This window comes from uncultured Olsenella sp. (assembly GCF_959602185.1).
Taxonomy (GTDB): Bacteria; Actinomycetota; Coriobacteriia; order Coriobacteriales; family Atopobiaceae; genus Olsenella_I; species Olsenella_I phocaeensis.
Map to the genome: position 1 here is coordinate 82,016 of NZ_CAUGRZ010000006.1, position 22,882 is coordinate 104,897.

The 22,882-nt window shown below is 68.6% G+C and carries 22 protein-coding genes; 20 read left to right on the forward strand and 2 right to left on the reverse strand.

Features of this window, described 5'->3' with window-relative positions; genetic code table 11:
- Nucleotides 1–32: 32 nt before the first annotated feature.
- Nucleotides 33–1,334 (forward strand): ATP-dependent Clp protease ATP-binding subunit ClpX, encoded by a 1,302-nt coding sequence (gene clpX / locus Q5923_RS05690; protein WP_303132713.1) that lies wholly within the window; start codon nt 33–35, stop codon nt 1,332–1,334.
- A gap of 174 nt (nt 1,335–1,508) precedes the next feature.
- Here clpX and Q5923_RS05695 read toward each other — a convergent pair whose 3' ends face one another.
- Both Q5923_RS05695 and Q5923_RS05700 read right to left on the reverse strand, forming a co-directional pair.
- Entirely contained in the window at nt 1,509–2,264 is a 756-nt protein-coding gene (locus Q5923_RS05695) for a TatD family hydrolase (protein WP_303132715.1), read from the reverse strand.
- 22 nt (nt 2,265–2,286) lie between these two features.
- On the reverse strand, nt 2,287–3,078 hold the full coding sequence (locus Q5923_RS05700) for a tRNA threonylcarbamoyladenosine dehydratase (RefSeq protein WP_303132717.1): 792 nt from the start codon (nt 3,076–3,078) through the stop codon (nt 2,287–2,289).
- Nucleotides 3,079–3,503: 425 nt separating this feature from the next.
- Here Q5923_RS05700 and Q5923_RS05705 point away from each other — a divergent pair, with 425 nt between their 5' ends.
- The 19 genes from Q5923_RS05705 (at nt 3,504) to mraY (ending at nt 22,874) form a co-directional block, all read left to right on the forward strand.
- Nucleotides 3,504–4,505: a PTS sugar transporter subunit IIB gene (locus Q5923_RS05705; protein WP_303132719.1), complete on the forward strand. Its 1,002-nt coding sequence runs from the start codon at nt 3,504–3,506 to the stop codon at nt 4,503–4,505.
- A 12-nt stretch (nt 4,506–4,517) separates the two neighbouring features.
- On the forward strand, nt 4,518–5,330 hold the full coding sequence (locus Q5923_RS05710; RefSeq protein ID WP_303132720.1) for a PTS mannose/fructose/sorbose transporter subunit IIC: 813 nt from the start codon (nt 4,518–4,520) through the stop codon (nt 5,328–5,330).
- 23 nt (nt 5,331–5,353) lie between these two features.
- On the forward strand, nt 5,354–6,274 hold the full coding sequence (locus tag Q5923_RS05715; RefSeq protein ID WP_009279446.1) for a PTS system mannose/fructose/sorbose family transporter subunit IID: 921 nt from the start codon (nt 5,354–5,356) through the stop codon (nt 6,272–6,274).
- Nucleotides 6,275–6,501: 227 nt separating this feature from the next.
- On the forward strand, nt 6,502–6,885 hold the full coding sequence (locus Q5923_RS05720) for a DUF956 family protein (protein WP_303132723.1): 384 nt from the start codon (nt 6,502–6,504) through the stop codon (nt 6,883–6,885).
- Between the two features lie 623 nt (nt 6,886–7,508).
- Nucleotides 7,509–8,075 carry an elongation factor P gene (gene efp / locus Q5923_RS05725; protein ID WP_009279444.1) on the forward strand — a complete coding sequence of 189 codons (567 nt, stop codon included), beginning with the start codon at nt 7,509–7,511 and terminating at the stop codon, nt 8,073–8,075.
- 266 nt (nt 8,076–8,341) lie between these two features.
- Nucleotides 8,342–8,704, forward strand: coding sequence for an Asp23/Gls24 family envelope stress response protein (locus tag Q5923_RS05730; RefSeq protein WP_009279443.1), 363 nt, complete (start codon nt 8,342–8,344; stop codon nt 8,702–8,704).
- An 11-nt stretch (nt 8,705–8,715) separates the two neighbouring features.
- Nucleotides 8,716–9,381: a transcription antitermination factor NusB gene (gene nusB / locus Q5923_RS05735; RefSeq protein WP_303132808.1), complete on the forward strand. Its 666-nt coding sequence runs from the start codon at nt 8,716–8,718 to the stop codon at nt 9,379–9,381.
- A 3-nt stretch (nt 9,382–9,384) separates the two neighbouring features.
- Nucleotides 9,385–9,651: an exodeoxyribonuclease VII small subunit gene (locus tag Q5923_RS05740; RefSeq protein ID WP_303132726.1), complete on the forward strand. Its 267-nt coding sequence runs from the start codon at nt 9,385–9,387 to the stop codon at nt 9,649–9,651.
- 1 nt (nt 9,652) lies between these two features.
- Nucleotides 9,653–10,513 carry a TlyA family RNA methyltransferase gene (locus Q5923_RS05745; protein WP_303132728.1) on the forward strand — a complete coding sequence of 287 codons (861 nt, stop codon included), beginning with the start codon at nt 9,653–9,655 and terminating at the stop codon, nt 10,511–10,513.
- 66 nt (nt 10,514–10,579) lie between these two features.
- On the forward strand, nt 10,580–11,428 hold the full coding sequence (locus Q5923_RS05750; RefSeq protein ID WP_303132730.1) for an NAD(+)/NADH kinase: 849 nt from the start codon (nt 10,580–10,582) through the stop codon (nt 11,426–11,428).
- A complete protein-coding gene (locus tag Q5923_RS05755) occupies nt 11,428–13,068 on the forward strand; it encodes a DNA repair protein RecN (RefSeq protein WP_303132732.1) in 1,641 nt (546 codons plus the stop codon). The genes Q5923_RS05750 and Q5923_RS05755 overlap by 1 nt, the downstream gene beginning before the upstream one ends.
- Nucleotides 13,069–13,196: 128 nt before the next feature.
- Complete coding sequence (locus tag Q5923_RS05760) at nt 13,197–14,864, forward strand: CTP synthase (RefSeq protein WP_303132734.1); 1,668 nt, start codon at nt 13,197–13,199, stop codon at nt 14,862–14,864.
- 1 nt (nt 14,865) lies between these two features.
- Complete coding sequence (locus Q5923_RS05765) at nt 14,866–15,828, forward strand: site-specific tyrosine recombinase (RefSeq protein WP_303132736.1); 963 nt, start codon at nt 14,866–14,868, stop codon at nt 15,826–15,828.
- 647 nt (nt 15,829–16,475) lie between these two features.
- Nucleotides 16,476–16,907, forward strand: a complete 432-nt coding sequence (locus Q5923_RS05770) for a division/cell wall cluster transcriptional repressor MraZ (protein ID WP_009279434.1) — start codon at nt 16,476–16,478, stop codon at nt 16,905–16,907.
- Between the two features lie 24 nt (nt 16,908–16,931).
- Nucleotides 16,932–17,888: a 16S rRNA (cytosine(1402)-N(4))-methyltransferase RsmH gene (gene rsmH, locus Q5923_RS05775; protein ID WP_303132738.1), complete on the forward strand. Its 957-nt coding sequence runs from the start codon at nt 16,932–16,934 to the stop codon at nt 17,886–17,888.
- A gap of 173 nt (nt 17,889–18,061) precedes the next feature.
- Nucleotides 18,062–18,574: a cell division protein FtsL gene (locus Q5923_RS05780; protein ID WP_303132740.1), complete on the forward strand. Its 513-nt coding sequence runs from the start codon at nt 18,062–18,064 to the stop codon at nt 18,572–18,574.
- 46 nt (nt 18,575–18,620) lie between these two features.
- Complete coding sequence (locus Q5923_RS05785; RefSeq protein ID WP_156797684.1) at nt 18,621–20,360, forward strand: penicillin-binding protein 2; 1,740 nt, start codon at nt 18,621–18,623, stop codon at nt 20,358–20,360.
- Between the two features lie 31 nt (nt 20,361–20,391).
- On the forward strand, nt 20,392–21,840 hold the full coding sequence (gene murF, locus Q5923_RS05790) for a UDP-N-acetylmuramoyl-tripeptide--D-alanyl-D-alanine ligase (protein WP_303132743.1): 1,449 nt from the start codon (nt 20,392–20,394) through the stop codon (nt 21,838–21,840).
- The gene (gene mraY, locus Q5923_RS05795) at nt 21,840–22,874 is read left to right on the forward strand and encodes a phospho-N-acetylmuramoyl-pentapeptide-transferase (RefSeq protein ID WP_303132745.1); all 1,035 of its coding nucleotides are present in this window, start codon (nt 21,840–21,842) and stop codon (nt 22,872–22,874) included. The genes murF and mraY overlap by 1 nt, the downstream gene beginning before the upstream one ends.
- The last annotated feature ends 8 nt before the right edge of the window (nt 22,875–22,882 follow it).

Below are 22,882 nucleotides of genomic sequence, written 5' to 3' on the forward strand. Positions count from 1 at the left end.
CGGGCGTGACGCGCCCTTCGAGGAGAGGCCAGATGGCGATAGACAACAACCCACCCGAGATGCGCTGCTCGTTCTGCGGCAAGACCCGCAGCCAGGTGCGCAAGCTCGTCCAGGGGCCCAACGGGGTCTTCATCTGCGACGAGTGCGTCAGCGAGTGCGCCGACATCATGGCAGAGAACGACGAGGACTTCGTGCCCGAGGGCGACTTCGACCAGTTCGACCTCGCCCAGGGCCCCATACAGAACCTCCCGACCCCGCACGACATCTACGACGAGCTGTCGCAGTACGTGATGGGCCAGGAGGAGGCCAAGCGCGCGATGAGCGTGGCCGTCTACAACCACTACCGCCGCATCGTGTCCGGCGACGACGTGACGAGCGAGGACGAGGAGCGGGTGGAGCTCGCCAAGAGCAACATCCTGCTGTTGGGCCCCACCGGCACGGGCAAGACCCTGCTGGCGCAGACCCTGGCGCGCTTCCTCGAGGTGCCCTTCGCCATCGCCGACGCCACGACCCTCACTGAGGCCGGCTACGTGGGCGAGGACGTGGAGAACATCCTGCTCAAGCTCATCGCCGCCGCCGACGGCGACGTGGAGAGGGCCCAGCTGGGCATCGTCTACATCGACGAGATCGACAAGATCGCCCGCAAGGCCGAGAACCTCTCCATCACCCGAGACGTCTCCGGCGAGGGCGTGCAGCAGGCGCTGCTCAAGATCCTGGAGGGCACCATCGCCAGCGTGCCCCCGCAGGGAGGGCGCAAGCACCCCCAGCAAGAGCTCATCCACATCGACACCAGGAACATCCTCTTCATCTGCGGCGGCGCCTTCGTGGGCCTGGACAAGATCGTGGCCGACCGCATAGGCAAGAAGGGCATCGGGTTCAACGCCGAGCTCTCCCGGAAGACGGAGGAGAACCAGGACGAGCTCATGGCCGCGGTCATGCCCCAGGACCTGCACAAGTTTGGCATGATCCCGGAGTTCGTCGGCCGTATCCCCGTGATCACCTCGACCCACGAGCTCACCGAGGACGACCTGGTGCGCATCCTCACCGAGCCGCGCAACGCCATCGTGAAGCAGTACCGTCGCATGTTCCAGATCGAGGGCGTCGAGCTCGAGTTCGAGGACGCGGCCCTGCGCGAGATGGCGCGGCAGGCCATAGAGCGCGGTACCGGTGCGCGCGGCCTGCGCGCGATCTGCGAGTCCACGCTGCAGCAGACGATGTTCGACCTGCCGAGCGACCTGGACATCACCAAGGTCGTCGTGACGCCCGAGTCGGTGGGCGGGGATGAGCTTCCGCGCGTGGTGCGCGAGGACGTCGGCAAGCACCGCGCGGTGTAGGACACGTGGTCCGCTCGCGCGCAAACCAGCCGTGGTCTGCGCGCGAGCTTGCGTTTTAGCAGGTATTTCTTGAGAGGCGCGCAAATCGGCTGTGGTCTGTGCGCCTCTCTCCCTTTTTGCGCCGCCGCGCGCCTAGCACGGGCTCGGCTGCCGTGCGTTCGCGCCGCCGCGCGTCTAGCTCAACCCCAGCAGCTCCGTCGCGTTGGCGGCGCAGGCCTCGCGCACGTCTCGCCCGCGTATTCCCTCGAGTTGGTACAGCGTCCGTTCGAGCGAGGCGGCTATCTTGGCGGCCGAGAAGGGCTCGCCCTCCGTGGGTGGGAGGTCCGTCTCGGTGAGGAGCCTGCCCTCGGGCAGCTGCCGGGCGTACTCGCGGCCGCGCCTGGTGGCGAGCATCATCTCGTTGACCGAGAACCAGCAGCCCGCCTTCACGGCGCGGTGCAGCTCGTCGCTGGTGCCGCTGAACCAGTGGAAGACGCAGGCGCAGCGCTTGAGGGCGCGCGTGCGCTCCAGGACGTCGAGCACCGTGCCGGCGCACCTCACGGAGTGGATCGAGAGTACGCGCGGCCTGCCGTCCGGACCGGGCCCCGATGCGGCTGCGGCGCAGACGCGCTCGAGGGACGCGAGCTGGCGTGCCTCGCTTTCCAGGTCGACGTGGGCAGGCGAGAGGTCCATGCCTATCTCGCCCACGAAGCCCTCCTGGCTGGCGAGCCGTGCCGCCAGTGCGACGTCGACGTCCGTCATGCGGCCGTCCGCCACCCACCAGGGATGCGCCCCCACGGCGAGACGGACGTTGGGGGAGTCTTTGAGCTCCTCGCGCGCCCGCAGGTAGCCCTCCGGCGTCACGCTGCAGGCGAGCATGGCCAGGCCGAGCCCCTCGGCCTCCACGGCCACCTCGCGCGAGTTGGACATGAGGTCGAGGTGGCAATGCATGTCCGCCAGCCGCCAGCCCACGCTAGCGCCAGCCCTGGTGGTCGAGCTCGTTGGAGAGCCCCGCGAGGTCGCAGATCACCCGTCCGGCGATCATCTGGCCCATGATGGGGGGCAGGTAGCTCATGGTCCCCAGTATGGAGTGGCTGCGGTCTCGCCTGCCGTCGGGGCCGGTGCCACCCTCGACGGGGATGGGCGGCTCGTCGGAATAGAGGACCCTGAGGCCGCGTATGCCGCGCTTGCGACACTCCTTGCGCATCACGCGCGCTATGGGGTCCACGTCCGTCCTCTCTATGGTCGAGAAGCGCAGGCGGCAGGGGTTGAGCTTGTTTGCCCCTCCCATGCTGGAGAGGAGGGGGATGCCCTCGTCCTGGCACCAGCGGGCGATGGCCAGCTTCTGCGACACGGTGTCGATGGCGTCGACTACGTAGTCGGGACGGGGGAGGGCGGCGAGCGCGTCGGTCAGGCCGTCCTTGCCCAGGAAGGCGTGGAGGGCCGTGACCTGGCAGTCGGGGTTGATGTCACGCACGAGGCGCTCCATGACCTCGCTCTTGGGCTGGCCCAGCGTGTGCCGCCATGCCACGGCCTGCCGGTTGAGGTTGCTGAGGGCCACCACGTCGCGGTCCACCAGCACGAGGGAGCCCACGCCGCCGCGGGCGAGCGCCTCCGCGCAGTTGGAGCCCACGCCACCCAGCCCCAGCACCATGACGCGGCTCGCCTGCACGCGCGCCAGGGCCTCGTCGCCCATGACCAGCCTCAGGCGGTCGCTTGCGGTCTCGACCTCGGGCGCGACGCCGCTCTCGCTTTGCTGGGGCATGGGTGGGGCTCCCTTCTGCATGGTACGGGCTCCCTTCGCCTTGGGCCTCGTGTTTGCGTACCAGCCGATTGTAGGTGCCAGGCGGACCGCGTGGGCGCCAAAGGGACAGGCCAGGGCCCAAAGGTGGGCATTTTGGGCGAGAAAAAACTGGCAATGTTCCGCAAAGTCAAGAAGATATAGGCGGACGGCATCTTGACCCAAAAATTAAATCTGATTCGTTTGCACTGTCTACGTCTGTATATGCATTGTTGTTCAAACAAGTTAGCGTTCGACGAACGGTAGCTCGTCAAAGGAAAACCACAAAACAATATAATTTTGTTTTGTGCGATGTACGTGCGGGTGGCTTCGGCAAGTTGACCTGAGACGAGTCGCGTCGCACGGGACCTGTAGGCAAGGAAGTACAAGAAAGGCGAAGGAGGTAAGCGATGGTAGGCATCATTTTGGCAAGCCACGGCGGGCTCTGCACGGGCATCAAGGAGTCGGGACAGATGATCTTTGGTCCCCAGGAGAGCGTCGAGGCGGTCGCCCTGACCCCCGACATGGGGCCGGACGACTATCACGCCAAGCTGCTCGAAGCGGTCGCTAAGCTCGAAGACCAGGACCACGTCCTGTTCCTGGTCGACCTCTGGGGAGGCACTCCCTTCAACCAGACCTCGCGTCTGCTTGAGGAGGAGGGCAAGGAGGATTGGGTCGCGGTGACCGGCCTCAGCCTGCCCATGCTCGTCTCGGCGTATGGCTCCCGCATGGCGGCCGAGACCGCAGCCGACGTGGCCAAGGAGATCTATCCCGAGGCCAAGGGCGGCGTCAAGGTCAAGCCCGAGTCCCTGCAGCCCGCGGAGGCCGTCGCGGCCGCGCCGGCTCCCGCAGCCGCCCCCATGGGCGCCATTCCCGAGGGGACGGTCCTGGGCGACGGCCACATCAAGTTCGTGCTCGTGCGCGTCGACACCCGCCTGCTCCACGGCCAGGTCGCCACGACCTGGACCAAGATGACCGGTCCCGACCGCATCATCGTGGTATCCGACGACGTCTCGAAGGACCAGCTCCGCAAGACGATGATCGTCCAGGCGGCGCCTCCGGGAGTCAAGGTGCACGTCGTTCCCGTCCAGAAGATCATTGACGTCGCTAAGGACCCGCGCTTCGGTGCCACCAAGGCGATGCTCCTCTTCGAGACCCCGCAGGACCTGCTCCGCGCGGTCGAGGGCGGCGTCGACATCAAGAAGGTCAACCTCGGCTCCATGGCCCACTCGGTGGGCAAGGTCGTCGTGACCAACGCCATCGCCATGGGCGAGGACGACGTCGAGACGCTCGAGAAGCTCGCTGGCCACGGCATCGAGTTCGACGTGCGCAAGGTGCCCGCCGACTCCGCCGAGCCCTTTGACGCCATCATGAAGAAGGCAAAGTCCGAGCTTGCCGCCCAGACCAAGTAAGAAGGAGGGAATATGTCGCCAATCACGATCCTGCTCGTCGTCATCGTCGCGTTCTTCGCGGGCATGGAAGGCATCCTCGACCAGTGGCAGTTCCACCAGCCGCTCGTCGCCTGCACCCTTATCGGAATCGTCACGGGCTATCCCACCGAGGGCATCCTCCTGGGCGGCTCGCTCCAGATGATCGCCCTTGGCTGGGCCAACATCGGCGCCGCCGTCGCGCCTGACGCGGCCCTGGCCTCCGTCGCCTCCGCCATCATCATGGTGCTCGCCCTCTCGGGCGGCAGCGCCGACTCCACCACGGCCGTCAACGCCTCCATCGCGCTGGCCATCCCCCTGTCGGTCGCCGGCCTCTTCCTCACGATGATCGCCCGTACGCTGGCCACCGGCATGGTCCACGCCATGGACCAGGCCGCCGAGCGCGCCGACTTCGGCGCCATCGAGCGCTGGCAGTTCGCCGGCATCGTCATGCAGGGCCTGCGCATCGCCATCCCGGCCGCCGCGCTCTGCGTCATCCCCGCCGAGGCCGTGACCAACGCCCTCAACGCCATGCCCGCATGGCTGTCCGGCGGCATGGCCGTCGGCGGCGGTATGGTCGCTGCCGTGGGCTACGCTATGGTCATCAACATGATGGCCACCAAGGAGGTCTGGCCCTTCTTCGCCCTGGGCTTCGTCCTCGCCGCCATAAGCCAGCTCACGCTCATCGCCCTCGGCGCCATCGGCGTCTCCCTCGCCCTGATCTACCTCGGCCTCAAGGAGCTTGCCACCCAGGGTGGCGGCGCCGGCGGCTCGGGCGACCCTCTCGGCGACATCCTGAACAACTACTAGGCCCCAAGGGAGTGTGAAGACAAATGGCAGAAGAGAAGATCACGCTCAGCGCCAAAGACCGCAAGGCGGTCGCGTGGCGCCACCAGTTCCTCCAGGGCTCCTGGAACTACGAGCGCATGCAGAACGGCGGATGGTGCTACTCCATCATCCCGGCCATCAAGGCCCTGTATCCCAACAAGGATGACCAGGTCGCAGCCCTCAAGCGCCACCTGGAGTTCTATAACACCCACCCGTACGTCTCCTCCCCGGTCATGGGCGTCACCCTGGCGCTCGAGGAGGGCCGCGCCAACGGCGAGCCCATCGACGACGCCACCGTCCAGGGCGTCAAGGTCGGCATGATGGGACCGCTGGCCGGCGTCGGCGACCCCGTGTTCTGGTTCACCGTGCGCCCCATCCTGGGTGCCCTCGGTGCCTCCCTGGCGCTCTCGGGCAACATCCTGGGACCCATCCTGTTCTTCGTCCTCTGGAACGTCATCCGCCTTGCGTTCGAGTACTACACGCAGGAGTTCGGCTACAAGGCCGGCGCCTCCATCGCGCAGGACCTCTCGGGCGGCATGCTGGGCAGGATTACCGAGGGCGCTTCCATCCTCGGCATGTTCATCATCGGCTCGCTGGTCGAGCGCTGGGTGTCCATCTCGTTCACCCCGATCGTCTCGAAGATCCCGCAGCAGGCCGGCGCCTACATCGACTGGGCCAACCTGCCCGCCGGCGCCGAGGGCGTCAAGACCGCCCTCCTGCAGTACAGCGCCCTGGGCGTCAACGGCCTTGACGCGACCAAGGTGACCACCCTCCAGCAGAACCTCGACCAGCTCATCCCCGGCCTCGCCGCCGTGCTGCTGACCCTGCTCTGCTGCAAGCTGCTGAAGAAGAACGTCTCGCCCATCGCGATCATCCTCGCGCTGTTCGCCTTCGGCATCGTCGGCCGCGTCTGCGGCTTCATGTAGGAAGCACGCCCGCGACGGCGGGCGTGACGCTCGACGCGAGGGGCCGCGCCTAGTAGGCTGTGGGAGGCAGGGAGCCTTCCCGGCCGAGGGGCGTGGCCCCTCTCGCTTGGCACCGGAACGCATCGGGACGCCCGTCGCGGCGGGCGTCTTGTTGGCACTGGAACGCATGGTTTGGCGGACGCCCCGGGTGCCGCCACGAATAGACCCCGACCGATCGGAGCCCGAAGATGGCGCAATCGCAGAACAGCAGCGTGGACCTCGCCGTGCGCGCGACCTCCTACCATGGGCTCGCCACCTACGGGGACCTCATGGTGGGCAACAAGGCGATCGAGTTCTACAACGAGAAGAACGCCGAGGACTACGTCCAGATTCCCTGGGGCGAGGTGGACCACGTCGCCGCGTCCGTGATGCTGGGTGGCAGGTTGATCTCGCGCTTCGCGGTGTTCACGAAGACGAACGGCAGCTTCTCGTTCTCCACGAGGGACAACAAGGCCACGCTGCGCGCGATGCGGCCGTACGTGGGGGAGGACCGTCTTGTGAGGTCGCCGAGCTTCCTGGACGTGGTCGGGCTAGGCGTGCGGCGCCTGTTCAGGGACGTCACCGGGAAGTAGCGCCGTCGCGCGTCGCGTGGGCGTACGGGCGGGCGGCTGTGCCTCTCGCCTTCGTCGTCCACGCGCCTGCGCACGCCCGCCTCACCGTGCACGCGCCAACGCACGCTCAGTCTCATCGAGCACGCGTCAACGCACGCGCAGTCTCACCGTGCACGCGCCAACGCACGCTCATTTCATCCTTCACGCTCCAACGCACACGCGCCTCGGCGTTTGCCCAGTTGCCGCCTTGGGAGCTTGTGCGCTCGCGCGTGGAGGATTCACGCGTTGTGCGTTTGCGCGTGGAGAACGCTCGCGGCGTGCGTGACGACGTGCGCGGTGGTGCGGGACGTGCGTGACGACGTGCGCGGTGGTGCGGGACGTGCTCGGCTACGTGCATGATGGCGCCGCAGCGTGCGCGGCTACGTGCATGGTGGTGCTGCGGTGTGCGTGACGGCATGCCGGGCGAGTGGCGCGTGCGCCAGGCCGCACGCGACGGCGCCCCAACTGTCGCGATGCCAGCTGTTGGCTGTGTGAAGCCCCAGGCAGGAGCATCTGCCGACAGCCCGCCCTGCGCTATACTGCCTGCGCATATGACTAGGAGCCCGCGCCTCGCGCTTGCGGGCGCAGGCGAGAAGGAGAGACACGTGGCAACCATCAGCACCGCAGACTTCAAGAACGGCATGGGCCTCAAGATCAACGGCAAGTACTACACCCTTGTCGAGTTCCAGCACGTCAAGCCCGGCAAGGGCGGTGCCTTCGTCCGCTACACCATCAAGGACCTCAAGAGCGGCAAGACCATCAACAACCAGACGGTCAACGCCGGCACCAAGTTCGAGAGCGTCCAGCTCATCACCCGCGAGATGCAGTACCTCTACAACGACGGCGTCGCCTACGTCTTCATGGACAACGAGTCGTACGAGCAGATCCCCGTCGACCCCTCCTACATCGGCGACAACGCCCAGTGGCTCAAGGAGAACGACACCTGCCAGCTCCTCTACGCCGACACCGAGCTCCTGGGCGTGAACCCGCCCATGTTCATCGAGGTCGAGATCACCGAGACCGACCCCGGCTTCAAGGGCGACACCGTCCAGGGCGGCACCAAGCCCGCCACCATCGAGACCGGCGCAACCATCCAGGTCCCCATGTACCTGAACCAGGGCGAGGTCATCAAGGTCGACACCCGCGACGGCAAGTTCGTCTCGCGCGTCTAGCGCCCCCCAGGCATGCCCCCTTCGGGACCCGCGTGCGAGCGGCACGTGGGTCCCGCGCTTTAGGGCCGAGGCCGCGCGTTGGGCTTCCATGTCCGGCATGCCCGTGTCCGACCGGGCACCCGTCCTGCCCGCGTGAGCGGCGTGCCAGCGTCGTGTCCCTGCGGCGGCTTCGTGGGCGACGGCACCCGGCCATGCCCAACGTCTATACTGGTCCCGTGAGCGTCGCAAACGGATTCGACGGAGCGTCCCTCCCGAAAGGACTTCCCATGGCAGACAGCGAACTCTTCATCTCTGGAATCGGCATCTCGCGGAACGTCGTCTCGACCATCGTCACCCTGGCGGCCGAAAAGGTCGAGGGCGTCGTGCGCGTGGGCGGCAACGACATCGCCTCCAGCCTGGTCTCCGTCTTCACCCGCAGCAGCGTTCCCGCGGCGCAGGCCGTCGAGTCCAGCGTCGAGGACGACGAGCTCAGGGTCTCCGTCCACCTGGCCGTCTTCTACGGGTACCCCTTCACCCAGCTCGCCGCCGCCGTTCGCGAGGCCGTCGCCGCCGCCATCACCGAGCAGGTCGGCGTCCAGGTCGCGGCGGTCGACGTCTGCATCGACAGCCTCGTATTTCCCAAGGAGTAGCGTTGTCCAACATGCACTTCGGTCCGCGCACCACTGCGCGCAGCCAGGCCCTGCAGCTTCTGTTCCAGGCCGAGGCCACTGGCCGCACGGTCTATGAGGTCCTCGAGGGCGACTACTCGCTCTCGGACGGCCCCCTCGACCCCTTCGGCGAGCGCCTCGCGCGCGGGGCGGACGACATGCGCTCCGACCTCGACGCCGTCATCGACGCGACCTCCTCCAACTGGAGGCTCTCGCGCATGCCCGCCGTCGACCGCAACCTCCTGCGCATCGCCCTGTACGAGATGCTCGAGGTCGACGAGGTTGCGACCGCCGTGGCAATCGACGAGTCCGTCGAACTGGCGAAGGCCTACGGTACCGACGAGTCCTCGCGCTTCGTGAACGGCCTTCTCGGCCGCGTCGCCTCTCGCATGGAGGCGGGTCGCGACGTGGTCGCGGACGCCCATGAGGAACTCTCCCGCCGCGCGGAGGAGGAACGCCGGCATGCCGAGGCGGCAGACGCCGAGCTCGTGGAGGTTGGAGAGGCGGAGGACGAGGGTGGCCCCGACCGGGCCGACTCCGGCGAGGCCGATGCCCGGCCAGGCGAGAACGGCGTCGACTCCGAGGCTGCGGCTGAGCCCCAGCCGGAGGCTCCTGCGGAGTCCGAGGTCCCCGAACCCCAGACCGTCGAGGCAGAGTAGGCCATGGCGAAGCCGGACACCTCCGCGTATGAGTCCTTCGAGGACATCAGCGGACGCCTCGACCAGATTATAGACCTGGTCCGTGACAAGGAAACCTCCCTCGAGCGCTCGCTCGACCTCTTCGACGAGGCCATAGCCCTGGGCTCCAAGGCGGTGGACCTGGTCGATGCGACGGACTTCTCCGCGCGCGAGCAGGCCCAGCTTGCCGATTCCAACGCGCCCCAGGCGGCGGGTGACGGGCAGGCAGGGCCGACCACCAGCGGGGACTAGCATGGGCCGGGGCCGTCGCCGCCTTGACCAGCTCCTGGTGGAGAGGGGCCTCTTCTCCAACGCGCAGGACGCCCTGCGCTCCATCCTCGCGGGCGACGTCAGCACCAGCGACCGGAGGCTCGACCATGCCGGCGAGCTCCTCGCGCCCGACGCGCCCCTCCACGTGAGGGGTCACATCGCCTACGTGGGCCGCGGCGGCCTCAAGCTCGAGCACGGCCTCGACGCCTTCGGGGTCGACCCAACCGGGCTCGCCTGCCTGGACGTGGGCTGCTCGACCGGTGGCTTCACCGACTGCCTGCTCAAGCGCGGCGCCGCGAGCGTGCTCTCCGTGGACGTGGGCTATGCGCAGTTCGACTGGTCACTGCGCCAGGACCCCCGCGTCACCCTCCTCGAGCGCACCAACATCGTGGACGTCCCCTCGCCCGAGCGCGCGGGGCGTGTCGACCTCGCGGTCTGTGACGTCTCGTTCACCTCAGTCACGACCGTGCTGCCCGCCGTGTGCGAGCTCCTCTCGCCCGAGGGCTCCTTCCTCACGCTGGTCAAGCCACAGTTCGAGGCCGCGCGCTCCCAGGTGGGGGAGGGCGGCGTCGTGGGCGACCCCGGGGTATGGCTTTGGGCGCTTGCCAAGGTCGCCTCCGCCTTCGAGGAGAGGGGCCTCGCCCCTCGTGGCTGCTGCGCGAGTCCCATCGCCGGACACAAGGGCAACAGGGAGTTCCTGCTGCTGGGCACGCGCGGCACGTCGCCTGCGGAGCTGGACCTCGCCGGCGTCGTTGCCGAGACGGCGCGCGCCGCCGGCGTCGCGTGGGACGCGCCGGGCACGCGGCACGCCGACCGCGCGCCCGGTCTCGGTGCGACTGGATAGGCGCTCCGGCTCCGTGCTACACTCTTGCAAAGACCGAACACGCGTTCCAAATGAGGGGTGTCAAGGATGAAGGTGCTGCTCGTTCCCAACTACTCCCGTCCCGAGGCCATGGAGGGCGCCAGCCGCCTTGCGGCGTGGCTCGAGGGGGAGGGCGTCGAGCTGCAGTGGGCCCACGACAAGAAGCTCTTCCCCGGTCGCGTGGTGAGCACCGAGGGCGTGGACCTGGTCGTCTCGCTCGGAGGCGACGGAACGCTGCTGAGGGCGTCACGCATCGTGGGCTACCAGGAGATACCCCTCCTCGGTCTCTCGTACGGGCACCTGGGCTTCCTCACGGCGGGCGGCCCATCCAACATGATCGAGACGGTGGCGGACGCCCTCGCGGGCGAGCTCCACGCGTCCCATCGCGCGACCCTGGACATCGAGGTCGAGTTCGAGCTGCCGGACGGCAGCATAGAGTCGAAGCGCTCCTTCGCGCTCAACGACCTCTCGCTCACGCATGGCGTGAGGGGGGACATGATCGAGTTCGACGTGGCGGTCTCGGGGCACCACATCGAGCGCCTGAGGGGGGACGGCTTCGTGGTGGCGACGGCCACCGGGTCCACGGGCTACGCCCTCGCGGCGGGCGGGCCCATCGTCACGCCAGAGTTCTCGGGCATGGTCTGCGTGCCCGTGGCGCCGCACTCCATCAGGGCCCGCGCCTTCCTCACGGCGCCCTCCGACGTCGTGGAGATCGCGATCAGCCCCGAGCGCCATGCCGAGCGCCTCTTCTTCTCCGACGGACAGCCCATGGACTGCGGCCCGCGCGGCGTGCGCGCCACCGTGAGGCGCGGCCCGGGCGACATCATCCTCCTGGACCGCAGCTCGAAGAGCTTCTACCAGTCGGTCTCGCGCGTGTTCTACGGGGAGAACCGCTGATGATTGACCAGCTCCACGTGCAGGACGTGGCGCTCATCCACGACGCCACCATCGAGCCCGCGGCGGGCCTCACCGTCCTCACGGGCGAGACGGGCACGGGCAAGTCCGCTCTGCTCTCGTCCATCAAGCTGCTCATGGGCGAGCGGGCGGACGCCGGCGCCGTGCGAGAGGGGAGCGACTGCCTGGTCGTCGAAGGCAGGCTCTTCCTCGCGGGCGGTGATGGGGACGGCGTCGTGGTAAGGCGCCAGGTCGAGGCGAGCGGCCGCGGCAGGGTGCAGTTGGACGGCCGCATGGCCTCGGTGCGCGAGCTCGCCGAGGGGGTGGGCTCGAGCATCGACCTCTGCGGACAGCACGAGCACCAGAGGCTCCTCCAGGTGGCAAGTCACGTCGACCTCCTGGACGGCTGGGCGGGGGAGGGCGTGACGAGCGCGCGGGAGTCCTACGCGCAGGCTCTCAGGGATGCCCGCGCCGCGAAGGCGGAGCTCGAGCGCGTGGTCGAGATGAGCCGCTCCGCGGACGAGCGCGTGGACGAGGCCTCCTTCGTCCTCAGGCGCATAGTCGAGGTGGGGCCTGCGGAGGGGGAGCTCGAGGAGCTCGAGCAGCAGCTCCCCATGGCGGAGCACTCGGAGTCCCTGCTCAGGGCGGCCGGAGGGGCGCACGAGTCCATCCTGGGGGACGAGGGCGTCTCTGACGCGCTCGCCTCCGCGGTGTCCGAGCTCAGGGACGCGGCGGCCTACGACGAGCGGCTCGAGGGCTTTGCCTCCCGGCTCGAGTCCAGCCTCATCGACGTGGAGGACGTGGCCTCGGAGCTCAGGCGCTACCGCGACTCCCTCGACTTCGACCAGGACTCGCTCGAGCGCATGCAGGCGCGGATGTCCCAGCTCCAGGGGCTCCTGCGCAGCTACGGCCCGCGCATGGAGGACGTCCTCGAGCGGCGCCGCAAGGCCGCGGAGCTCGTGGATGCGGCCCGCGACGGCAGCGGGCTCGTCGCCCGCGCGCAGGAGGCGCTCGACGCCGCCGAGGCGGAGCTCGCGCGGCGCGCCGATGCCCTCGACGGGCTGCGCGCCGCCGCGGCGCCCGAGCTCTCCCGCGCCGTCTGCGAGCAGATGGCCTACCTCGAGATGGGGACGGCGCGGCTCGAGGTGGCCCTGAGGAGGCTGCCGCGCGCCCAGTGGACCTCTGCGGGGGCCAGCTCGGTCGAGCTCATGTACCGCCCCGCCGAGGGGCTGGCGGCGCGTCCACTCAAAAGGATCGCCTCCGGCGGCGAGGTCAGCCGCGTCATGCTCGCCTGCAAGGTGGTCCTGGGCGAGGCGGACGGCACGGAGACGCTCGTCTTCGACGAGGTGGACGCGGGCGTGGGCGGAAGCACCGCCGTCGCCCTGGCGCAGGTCCTCGCCCGTCTCGCCCGCAGCCACCAGGTCATCGTCGTGACCCACCTGGCGCAGGTGGCGGTCATGGCGGAGCGCCACTACCTGGTGTCGAAGAGCGAGGGCGCACTCCCGCAGACCACGATCCGCCCCATCGAGGGGGAGGAGCGCGTCGTCGAGGTCGCCCGCATGCTCTCGGGCGACGCGAGCGAGGCGTCCCTCGCCCACGCCCGGCAGATGCTCGAGGCCGCGGCCGCGGGACGGGCCCGTTAGCCGCAGCCCCTCTCGCCTGCGTTCGCGCTTTGTGAAAAATCCTCCATGGGCCCGACGGGCGTACCACCCGTCGTACAATCGAGTCCCGTGGATAAGTCACATCGACTCGTTGCGGGAGGCCCAATCTTATGACCAAGCACATATTCGTCACCGGTGGCGTCGTCTCTTCCCTGGGGAAGGGCATCTGCGCCGCCTCTCTGGGAAGGCTCCTCAAGGCCAGGGGCTACAAGGTCATGATGCAGAAGGCCGACCCCTACCTCAACGTCGACCCGGGCACCATGAGCCCCTTCCAGCACGGCGAGGTCTTCGTCACCGAGGACGGCAAGGAGACCGACCTCGACCTGGGCCACTACGAGCGCTTCATTGACGAGAACCTCACCCGCGAGTCCAACTTCACCACCGGCGCCATCTACCAGTCGCTCATCTCGCGCGAGAGGGCCGGGGACTTCCTGGGCGGCACCGTGCAGGTCGTCCCCCACGTCACCAACGCCATCAAGGAGCGCTTCCTGCGCGTCGAGGAGCAGACCTCTGCCGACGTGGTGATCACCGAGCTCGGCGGCACCATCGGCGACATCGAGGGCCAGCCCTTCGTCGAGGCCATCAGGGAGTTCCGCAAGGAGAAGGGCGCGGGCAACTGCGTCGTGATCCACGTGAGCCTGGTGCCCTACATCGCCGCGGCCCACGAGGTCAAGACCAAGCCCACGCAGCACTCCGTGAAGGAGCTGCGCTCCATGGGCATCCAGCCCGACTTCATCGTCTGCCGCTCCGACCACGAGGTCGACGCCTCCATCCGCGCCAAGATCGCGAGCTTCTGCGACGTCGCCGAGGACTGCGTCTTCGAGAACTCCGACTGTCCCTCGATCTACGACGTGCCGGCGCACCTCGCCGAGCAGGACTTCGACCTCAAGGTGCTCGAGCGCCTGGGCCTCGAGCCCCGCGAGCGCGACCTGGCCGACTGGGGCCGCTTCACCGACGTCATGCACGAGGCCAACCGCCGCGAGGACGTCGTCACCGTCAAGGTCGTGGGCAAGTACACCCAGCTGCCCGACGCCTACCTCTCCATCATCGAGGCCCTTCACCACTCGGGCGTCTTCTATGGGCGTCACGTGCGGATCGACCTGGTGGACGGCGAGGAGCTCGACGAGTCCAACGCGGACGAGGTCCTGGGCGGCGCCGACGGCATCCTGGTCCCCGGCGGCTTCGGCCTGCGCGGCATAGAGGGCAAGATCCTCTCGGCCCACCGCGCCCGCACGCAGCTCGTCCCCTACCTGGGCGTGTGCCTGGGCCTGCAGGTGGCGGTCTGCGAGTTCGCGCGCAGCGTCTGCGGCATGCCTGGGGCGACCTCGACCGAGTTCGTCCCCGACGCCGAGTATCCCGTGATCGACCTCATGCCCGACCAGGAGGACGTGACCGAGAAGGGCGGCACCATGCGTCTGGGTGCCTATCCCTGCAAGCTGGGCGAGGGGAGCCTCGCCCGCGAGGCCTACGGGGAGGAGCTCGTCTACGAGCGCCATCGCCACCGCTTCGAGGTCAACAACGCCTATCGCGCCAGGCTCGAGGCGGCCGGCCTTCGCCTGAGCGGGCTCTCGCCCGACGAGCGCCTGGTCGAGATGGTCGAGCTCCCCGAGGACGTGCACCCCTGGTTCGTGGCGACCCAGGCTCACCCCGAGTTCAAGAGCCGCCCGACCAGCCCGGCACCGCTCTTCCGCGAGTTCGTGCGTGCCGCGATCGCCCACCACGAGGGCTGCGGCCGTCTTGCCGTCGAACCCCTGCACGCAGGGGCCAAGGAGGCGTAGCTTGGCCGCGAGCCTCGACAGGGCCTGCCGGGACTACCTTGCCTACCTTGCCATCGAGCGAGGCAGCTCACGCAACACGATCCAGTCCTACGGGCGCGACCTCGACCGCTACCTGGCCTTCCTGGCCAAGCGCGGCGTGGTCGCGCCCGACGACGTGACGAGGGAGGACGCGGAGGCGCACGTGAGGGAGCTCCACGAGATGGGACTCGCCTCCTCCTCGGTGCAGAGGGCGGCCTCGGCCATGAAGGGCTTCCATCGCTTCATGGTGGCCGAGCAGATCTGCGAGAACCACCCCACCGCGGACCTCGCGCTGCCCAGGAAGCCCGAGCGCCTGCCGGACGTCATATCGCGCGAGGACGCGGCACGCCTCCTCGACGAGCCCTTCCGCGTGGACCCCAGGCCCAAGGCGCGCCAGACGGGCGAGCCCGACCGCAGCAACGTGGCCGCCTTCCGGCGCGACAAGGCCATCCTGGAGCTGCTCTATGGCTGCGGCCTGCGCGTCTCCGAGCTCTGCGGCCTGGACCTGAGGGACGTGCTCCTGGACGAGGAGCTGCTCAGGGTCATGGGCAAGGGCTCCAAGGAGCGGGTCGTGCCGGTACTGGGAACGGCGGCGCGGGCCCTCGCCAGCTACCTCGAGGAATGGCGGCCCCTGCTCGCCGTGCACGGCCGGCCGGGACCGGCCGTGTTCCTGAGCCAGAGGGGGAGCCGCATCACGCGCCAGGCGGTACACGCGCTCGTCGAGCGCTACGGCCGCATGGTGGGGATCGAGGGACTCCACCCCCACACGCTGAGGCACAGCTACGCGACGCACCTGCTCGAGGGGGGCATGGACCTGAGGATGGTCCAGGAGCTCCTGGGGCACGCGTCGGTCTCGACCACCCAGCTCTACACGCACGTCGACCGCACCCACGTGCGCATGGCCTACCTCCAGGCCCATCCGAGGGCCGACCTGCGGGAGGGGTAGTCGCGCTGGAGCGCCTGGCAGGGGGGTGGCGTCGGGGCATGCGCTGCGCGGTGAGGCAGGTTTGTCGGTGGTTCCCCTCCCCAGAAGTGCCGACAAGCGGGCTGTTCTGGCCATAAGCGTGTCATTGCCGGCCGTTTGTCGGTGGCTTCCTTCTCCAAAAGTGCCGACAAGTGGGCTGTCCTGGACGTGAGCGTGCCATGTCGGCCCGTTTGTCGGTGGTTCCCCTCTCCAAAACTGCCGACAAGCGAGAGAGTCTGCCTTCTTGCCTGCCTTCCTGCTTGTGCCGCGGCTCCGGCACCGCCCAGCCCCTACGCCGCCCGGCCCCCGTCCGCACTCCACCCCACACCTCGTCCCACCGAGGCCGCAGGCTCCTCTCGTCTGAGAAAAAACACCCTATCTGACCTGCGAAGATGCATTCTACCAGCAGATTCACAGGTCCTACACAACTTGCCATGCGAACTTGTGCCCAGAACGGGCGTTCCCACGACATGTGGGGCATGGCCCAGACTCCGGGTCCGCTCAGCCCAAAATGTGGTGCCTTCGGTGTACCAAAGTGGAGGGAAGTGTTGCGAAAGGGGGCGGATGACCTATTATTAGTCTCACGTTTTCGAGGGGGGACTCCCTGCGAGCAGAGAGGGGAGGGGGACATGTACCTGACTGGCAGCTACCAGCACAACCTGGATGCCAAGTCTCGTGTCACGCTTCCCGCCCCGTTCCGCAAGCAGTTCGAGGAGCAGGTGTGCCTCGTCCCCGTCGGAGACGCGATCTATGGCTTCACCCCCCAGAGCCACCAGGCGTGGATCGAGAGCTTCTTCCCCGACGGGTTCGACCCGCGCAGCAGGAGGGACGACAAGCTCCGCAGGGCGCTCTCGTCGAAGACCGTCACGGTCGACGTCGACTCCGCAGGACGCGTGGCGCTCGGCAAGATCGGCGCCGGGTGCCTCGAGAAGTGCGGCATCGAGCGCGAGGTCGTGATCGTTGGCAACATCGACCACCTCGAGATCTGGGACGCGTCCCGCTTCGGCCAGGAGATGGACGAGCTCGACGAGGACCTCGACGCGCTCATGTTCCGCGACTAGGCGCAGGCGGGGAGGGCGAGCCACTTGACAGGCGAATATCGGCACGTGCCCGTGATGCTCGAGGAGGTCATCCGCGAGCTGGACCCCAAGCCAGGCGAGGTCGTCTGCGACTGCACCCTGGGGGGCGCCGGCCACTCCGTGGAGTTGGCCCGGCTCGTCCAGCCCGACGGCCTCTCGATCGGCATCGACCAGGACGACATGGCCCTCGCCGCGGCCACCGAGCGCTTCGAGCGCGAGGTCCCCGGCGCGGACCGGCGCTTCTTCAAGGGGAACTTCGGCCAGCTCGACGAGCTTTTGGTCGAGGCGGAGGTTCCCGGGGTCGACTGCTTCCTCTTCGACATCGGGGTATCGTCACCCCAGCTCGACATCCCAGAGAGGGGCTTCTCGTACCATGAGGACGCCTCGCTAGACATGCGCATGGACCCGGGCAACAACACCCAAACCGCAGCAGAGGTCATAAACAACTACACCGAAGCAGACCTCGCCCGGGTTCTCCGCGTATATGGGGACGAGAGGTTCGCCGCGCGCATCGCGCGGCAGGTCGTCCGCACGAGGGAGAAGGCGCCCATCCTCACCACCCTCCAGCTCGTAGAGGTGGTCAAGGCCGCGATTCCCGCGGCGGGGAGGCGCCACGGGGGGCATCCGGCGCGCAAGACCTTCCAGGCCCTGCGCATCGAGGTGAACCACGAGCTGGACGTCCTGGACCAGGGCCTTAGGGCCGCCGTCCGCTGGACGAACCCGGGTGGCAGGATCTGCGTGATCTCGTACCACTCCCTCGAGGACCGCGTCGTGAAGCACGCCTTCGCGGAGCTCTCGCAGGGGTGCACATGTCCGCCGGAGCTTCCGGTGTGCGTGTGCGATCACGTGCCGATACTCGAGGTCAGGACCAGAAAGCCCCTCGTGGCGAGCGACGGGGAGATCGAGCGCAACCCGCGGTCGCGGAGCGCGCTCATGCGCGTGGCGGTCAAGCTCGACGCCTAGCGCCCGAAGGCAACACCGGCCCTAGGGCCGCTTGCATGGCACCACCGTGGCACGACGCAGCAGCACGTAGCACCAACGCAGCAGAATCGCAGCTCAGACGCAGCACAAACGCACGAGCGGGCGGAGGCGGGCCGCAAGGCCCGCCGACTCCGCGTCAGAAAAAGGGGTAGGGCATGAGGTACGCAGGGTCCGAGGCATACAGCCTCGACGCCAACGAGGGGAGGCGCCGCCTCGACGAGCACGGCCACGCGCCCTTCGAGGTCGTCGAAGGCGGCGGCCTGGACGCCCGCGCGCGTCGCGGCGTCTCGAGCCAGTTCGTCGCGGCCTTCCGCGTCACCCTCTGCCTCATCGCGGCCGTCTTCGTCCTGGGGGGCAGCAGGGTCCTCATCTCCACCGCGACCGTCCGCGTCCTCGAGGCCAACTCGGGCATCTCCCAGAGCATCGAGGAGACCAAGGTCGCCAACGAGAACCTCCAGATCGTGCGCTCGTCGCTCTGCCGCTCCTCTCGCATAGACCGCATCGCCACCCAGAACTACGGCATGGTCTTCGCCACCAGCACCGACACCATCCAGGTGGACGACCAGAACCAGAACCAGGGCCAGGACGCCTCGCAGCAGGAGGGCGAGCCTTCTGCAGATGATGCGCAGCACTCGGACGAGGCGGGGTTGGCTGCCTCGGAGTCCTAGACTCTTCACCGTGGACAGACGCAACGAACAGAGCCGCCTGGTGCGGATGGGAGCGAGAGGCGCCTCGTACGACGTGGCGTCCCGGCGCGGTAGGAACGACGGCTTCGGGCCCGACGACGGCTTCGAGGGCGTCGCCCGCCCCTTGTTCGTGGTGCTCGCCGCCCTCGTCGCGGTGGTCGCCCTGCGCCTCGTCTGGCTGCAGGTCATACAGGGTCCCAGCCTCGCGGCCTCCGCCGCAGCCCAGCGCACCAACGTGGTGGCGGTGCACGCGCGCCGCGGCACCATCTACGACCGTGACGGCAACGTCCTGGCCATGAGCCAGGCCTGCAAGACCATCTACTGCAACCCCCAGAAGGTCAACGATCCCAATGGGGCGGCCCGCATCCTGGCCGAGAAGCTGGGGGGCGAGGCAAGCAGCTACCTCGCGACGCTCAGGGGCGACTCCAGCTTCTCCTACGTGCGCCGCCAGGTCGACACGGACAAGGCCAAGGAGGTCGAGGACAGCCTCAGGGACGCCAAGGCGAACGGCATCTACTTCCTCGACGACGTCAAGCGCGTCTACCCCTACGGCGCCGTGGGCAGCCAGGTCCTGGGCATCGTGGGCACGGACGGGGACGGCCTCTCGGGCCTGGAGCTCTATTACGACGACGTGCTCAAGGGCACGGACGGCGAGCTCGTCTTCGAGACCGGCTCCAAGGGCACGCCCATAGCCGGCACGTCCGCCCAGGCCTCCACCGCCCAGGACGGCACCGACATCGTCATCTCTCTGGACATCGACGTGCAGGAGGCGGCGGAGAGGACCATCGCCAAGGGCACGGAGGACTTCGACGCGGAATCCGGCTCCGTCATGGTGACGGACCCCAAGACGGGCCAGATCATCGCGGCATGCTCGACGCCCCTCTACGACGTGACGGACACCTCCAAGATCGAGGAGGGCGCCACGAGCCTCAAGCCCGTCTCGTCCTCCTTCGAGCCCGGCTCCATATTCAAGCTCCTCACGACCGCGATCGGCATCGACGACGGGCTCATGGGCACCGAGACCACCTACGACGTCCCCGCCTACCTCAAGGTAGGGGACGACTACGTGAGCGACGACGACGGACGCGACTACGGCATGGACATGAGCGTCCGCGAGATCCTGCGCCGCTCCTCCAACGCCGGGGCCGCCCTCCTCGCCCAGAACGTGATCGGGGCGGAGCGCTTCTCGGAGGGCATAGCCCGCTTCGGCATCGGCAGCTACACCGGCATCGACTTCCCGGGGGAGGTCCCCGGCCTGGTCAAGACCCTCGACCAGTACGACGGGGCGAGCCTGGGCAGCATGTCCTTCGGCCAGTCGCTGGCCGTGCCTCTGGTCCAGATGGTCAAGGCGGTGGGGGCCCTCGCCGACGGGGGCACCCTCCACGCCCCCCACTTCCTCGTGAGCAAGGGCGGCCAGGAGGCGGAGTGGGGGCCCGCGGGGCAGGCCGTCTCGGCCGAGACGGCCTCCGCGGTGACCGACATGATGCGCACCGTGGTCCAGGAGGGGACCGCCGTCCACGCCCAGGTCGAGGGTTACGACGTGGCCGGCAAGACCGGCACCGGCGAGCAGGCGGGCGAGACGGGCGGCTACATCGACTACAGCTACGTGAGCTCGCTCATCGGCTTCGCGCCCGCCTCCGACGCGAAGGTCCTGGTGTACGTGGGTCTCAACGGAACTCCATATCTGGCCTCCGCCTCGGCGGCCCCGCTGTTCTCTACTATCATGGGAGAGGCGCTTTCGGACCTGGGCGTCGCACCCACCAACTAGGTGGCACATCTGCCCTATGGAGGAGTGACGCATGCTCGAACTTCTGGTTGACGACGTCGTTCGCGCGACGGGTGCCAAGGCGCTCGTCGCGGTCCCGTCCAAGCTTGTGACCAACGTCCAGACCGACTCGCGCCGGCTCGGCAGCGGCTCCCTCTTCGTCTGCTTTGCCGGCGAGCGCGTGGACGGCAACGACTTCGCCGCCCCTGCCGTCGAGGCCGGCTCGGCCTGCGTCGTCATGACCCGCGAGCCCGACGCCGCGACCGTCGCGGCAGCGCGCGAGCGCGGCTGCGCCCTCCTGCGCGCCGAGGGGGACGACGGAGAGGAGTTCCTCCTGCGCCTCGCTGGCCTCTGGAGGGAGCGCAACCCCCAGTGGGTCGTGGTGGGAGTGACGGGCTCGGTGGGGAAGACCACCACCAAGGACATGCTCACGGCCGCGCTCGCCACGGGGCGCAGGGTCCACGCCACCGCGGGCAACTTCAACAACCTCATCGGCCTCCCGCTCACCCTCCTCTCTGCCTCGGCGACGGACGAGGTCGTCGTGGCCGAGATGGGCATGAACCACAGGGGCGAGCTCGCGCGCCTCGCGCGCTGCGCCAGGCCCGACCTCGCGCTCGTCACCAACGTGGGCACGAGCCACATAGGCATGCTGGGCTCGCGCGAGAACATAGCCCGCGCCAAGGCGGAGGTCCTCGAGGGCATGCGCCCCACCGCGGACGCGGGCCACGAGGTTGCCTCCTGCCTCCTCCTCTGCAGCGACAACGACTTCGCCTCCCTCATCGAGGCCGAGTACGCCCGACCTGCCGGCGTCGAGCTGGCCTTCGTGGGCCCGCGCGAGGGCAGCGTCGCCCGCGCCGAGCGGGTCGAGCTCGACGGGGAGGGCCGTGCGTCCCTCTCGCTCACCTTCCCGGACGGATGGGAGAGGCGCGTCACCCTGGGGACCCCGGGCCGCCACGTGGTCTGGGACTTCCTCCTCGCCATGGCCGTGGCCGACCGCCTGGGAGTGGACCGCGCCGAGGCTGCGGACGCCATTGCCACCATGCCCCAGACCCACATGCGCCTCGAGGTCGTCACCGCCCCGGGCCGCCCCTGCGTGATCGACGACTCGTACAACGCCAGCCCGAGCTCCATCGCTGCCGCCCTGGACGTGCTCCTCTCCATGAGGCACGAGGGCAGGCGCGTGGCGGTGCTGGGCGAGGTGGGCGAGCTGGGCGACGAGTCCGCCCGTCTGCACGGCTACATAGGCGCCTACGCCGCCGCAAAGGGTCCCGACCTTCTCGTCCTCGTGGGCGGCGAGGCCGCGGCGCAGATGGCCGAGGCGGCACGCACAATGGGCTTCTCCGAGGACCGCCTCGAGCTGGTCCCCACGGCCGAGGAGGCCGTGCGCATCATCGGTCCCGTCCTGGGGGAGGGCGACCTGGTCCTCGCAAAGGGATCTCGCTCCGTCGGGCTGGACCGCTTCGTCAAGGGGGTGCTTGCCTGATGCTTGGCAACCCGAGCTATCCCACCTATCAGGTGTTCCTCGCCGTGGGCATCGCCGCCCTGGTGACGGGCCTGCTCCTGCCGCCCTTCATCCGCCTCATGCGCTACGAGGGCGTGGGCCAGCAGGTGAGGGCCGACGGGCCGCAGCGCCACCTGCAGAAGCAGGGCACGCCCACGATGGGCGGGGCCGTCATCCTGGTGGGGACGGTGCTCACCTGCGCCCTGCAGGCCTCCTGGACCATCGACCTGGTCATGGCCGTCCTGGCGACCCTCGCCGCCGCGGCCATCGGGCTCCTCGACGACATCGAGAGCGTGGCGCACGGCCGCTCCCTGGGGCTCACCCCGCGCCAGAAGATGCTGGGGCTGGGCGTCATCTCGGTCGCCTTCTGCCTCGTGGGCGTCAACCTGGGCGGCGTGGCCCCCTGGGTGGAGTTCCCGGGTGGGGGCTCGGTCAACCTGGGCGTCCTCACCACGGTGATCACCCTCAAGTCGGGCTTCCTCCTCCAGATTCCCTGGCTCTACGTCCTCTTCGTCTTCCTGCTCTTCGCGGGGCTCTCCAACGCCGTCAACCTCACCGACGGCCTGGACGGCCTGGCGGGCGGCTGCATCGCCGTGGTCATGCTGGCCATGGCCATGGTCGCCTTCCGCTACGACGAGATAAACCTCTCGGTCTTCGCCGGCTCCATCGCCGGGGCCTGCATAGGCTTCCTCTGGCACAACTGCCACCCCGCCTCGATCTTCATGGGCGACACGGGCTCGCTCGCGCTGGGGGCCGCCCTCGCCGCCCTCGCCGTGCTCACCAAGACCGAGGTCACCTCGCTGGTCATGGGCGGCCTCTTCGTGATCGAGGCGCTCTCGGTCATCGGCCAGGTGCTGAGCTTCCGCCTCCTGCACCGGCGCATCTTCCTCATGGCGCCCATCCACCACCACTTCGAGAAGAAGGGCTGGGCGGAGGACACCGTGGTCATCCGCTTCTGGATCGTCTCGGCCGCCTTCGCGGCGCTCGGGTTCGCTCTCTACTTCCAGCTGGGCTAGGAGGCTCG

What these genes read in the sequence shown, in the direction of transcription:
- clpX (WP_303132713.1), top strand. Translation starts at nt 33, where the DNA reads ATGGCGATAGACAACAACCCACCCGAGATGCGCTGCTCGTTCTGCGGC.
- Q5923_RS05695 (WP_303132715.1), bottom strand. Translation starts at nt 2,264, where the DNA reads ATGCATTGCCACCTCGACCTCATGTCCAACTCGCGCGAGGTGGCCGTG.
- Q5923_RS05700 (WP_303132717.1), bottom strand. Translation starts at nt 3,078, where the DNA reads ATGCCCCAGCAAAGCGAGAGCGGCGTCGCGCCCGAGGTCGAGACCGCA.
- Q5923_RS05705 (WP_303132719.1), top strand. Translation starts at nt 3,504, where the DNA reads ATGGTAGGCATCATTTTGGCAAGCCACGGCGGGCTCTGCACGGGCATC.
- Q5923_RS05710 (WP_303132720.1), top strand. Translation starts at nt 4,518, where the DNA reads ATGTCGCCAATCACGATCCTGCTCGTCGTCATCGTCGCGTTCTTCGCG.
- Q5923_RS05715 (WP_009279446.1), top strand. Translation starts at nt 5,354, where the DNA reads ATGGCAGAAGAGAAGATCACGCTCAGCGCCAAAGACCGCAAGGCGGTC.
- Q5923_RS05720 (WP_303132723.1), top strand. Translation starts at nt 6,502, where the DNA reads ATGGCGCAATCGCAGAACAGCAGCGTGGACCTCGCCGTGCGCGCGACC.
- Q5923_RS05730 (WP_009279443.1), top strand. Translation starts at nt 8,342, where the DNA reads ATGGCAGACAGCGAACTCTTCATCTCTGGAATCGGCATCTCGCGGAAC.
- nusB (WP_303132808.1), top strand. Translation starts at nt 8,716, where the DNA reads ATGCACTTCGGTCCGCGCACCACTGCGCGCAGCCAGGCCCTGCAGCTT.
- Q5923_RS05740 (WP_303132726.1), top strand. Translation starts at nt 9,385, where the DNA reads ATGGCGAAGCCGGACACCTCCGCGTATGAGTCCTTCGAGGACATCAGC.
- Q5923_RS05745 (WP_303132728.1), top strand. Translation starts at nt 9,653, where the DNA reads ATGGGCCGGGGCCGTCGCCGCCTTGACCAGCTCCTGGTGGAGAGGGGC.
- Q5923_RS05750 (WP_303132730.1), top strand. Translation starts at nt 10,580, where the DNA reads ATGAAGGTGCTGCTCGTTCCCAACTACTCCCGTCCCGAGGCCATGGAG.
- Q5923_RS05755 (WP_303132732.1), top strand. Translation starts at nt 11,428, where the DNA reads ATGATTGACCAGCTCCACGTGCAGGACGTGGCGCTCATCCACGACGCC.
- Q5923_RS05760 (WP_303132734.1), top strand. Translation starts at nt 13,197, where the DNA reads ATGACCAAGCACATATTCGTCACCGGTGGCGTCGTCTCTTCCCTGGGG.
- Q5923_RS05770 (WP_009279434.1), top strand. Translation starts at nt 16,476, where the DNA reads ATGTACCTGACTGGCAGCTACCAGCACAACCTGGATGCCAAGTCTCGT.
- Q5923_RS05780 (WP_303132740.1), top strand. Translation starts at nt 18,062, where the DNA reads ATGAGGTACGCAGGGTCCGAGGCATACAGCCTCGACGCCAACGAGGGG.
- Q5923_RS05785 (WP_156797684.1), top strand. Translation starts at nt 18,621, where the DNA reads ATGGGAGCGAGAGGCGCCTCGTACGACGTGGCGTCCCGGCGCGGTAGG.
- murF (WP_303132743.1), top strand. Translation starts at nt 20,392, where the DNA reads ATGCTCGAACTTCTGGTTGACGACGTCGTTCGCGCGACGGGTGCCAAG.
- mraY (WP_303132745.1), top strand. Translation starts at nt 21,840, where the DNA reads ATGCTTGGCAACCCGAGCTATCCCACCTATCAGGTGTTCCTCGCCGTG.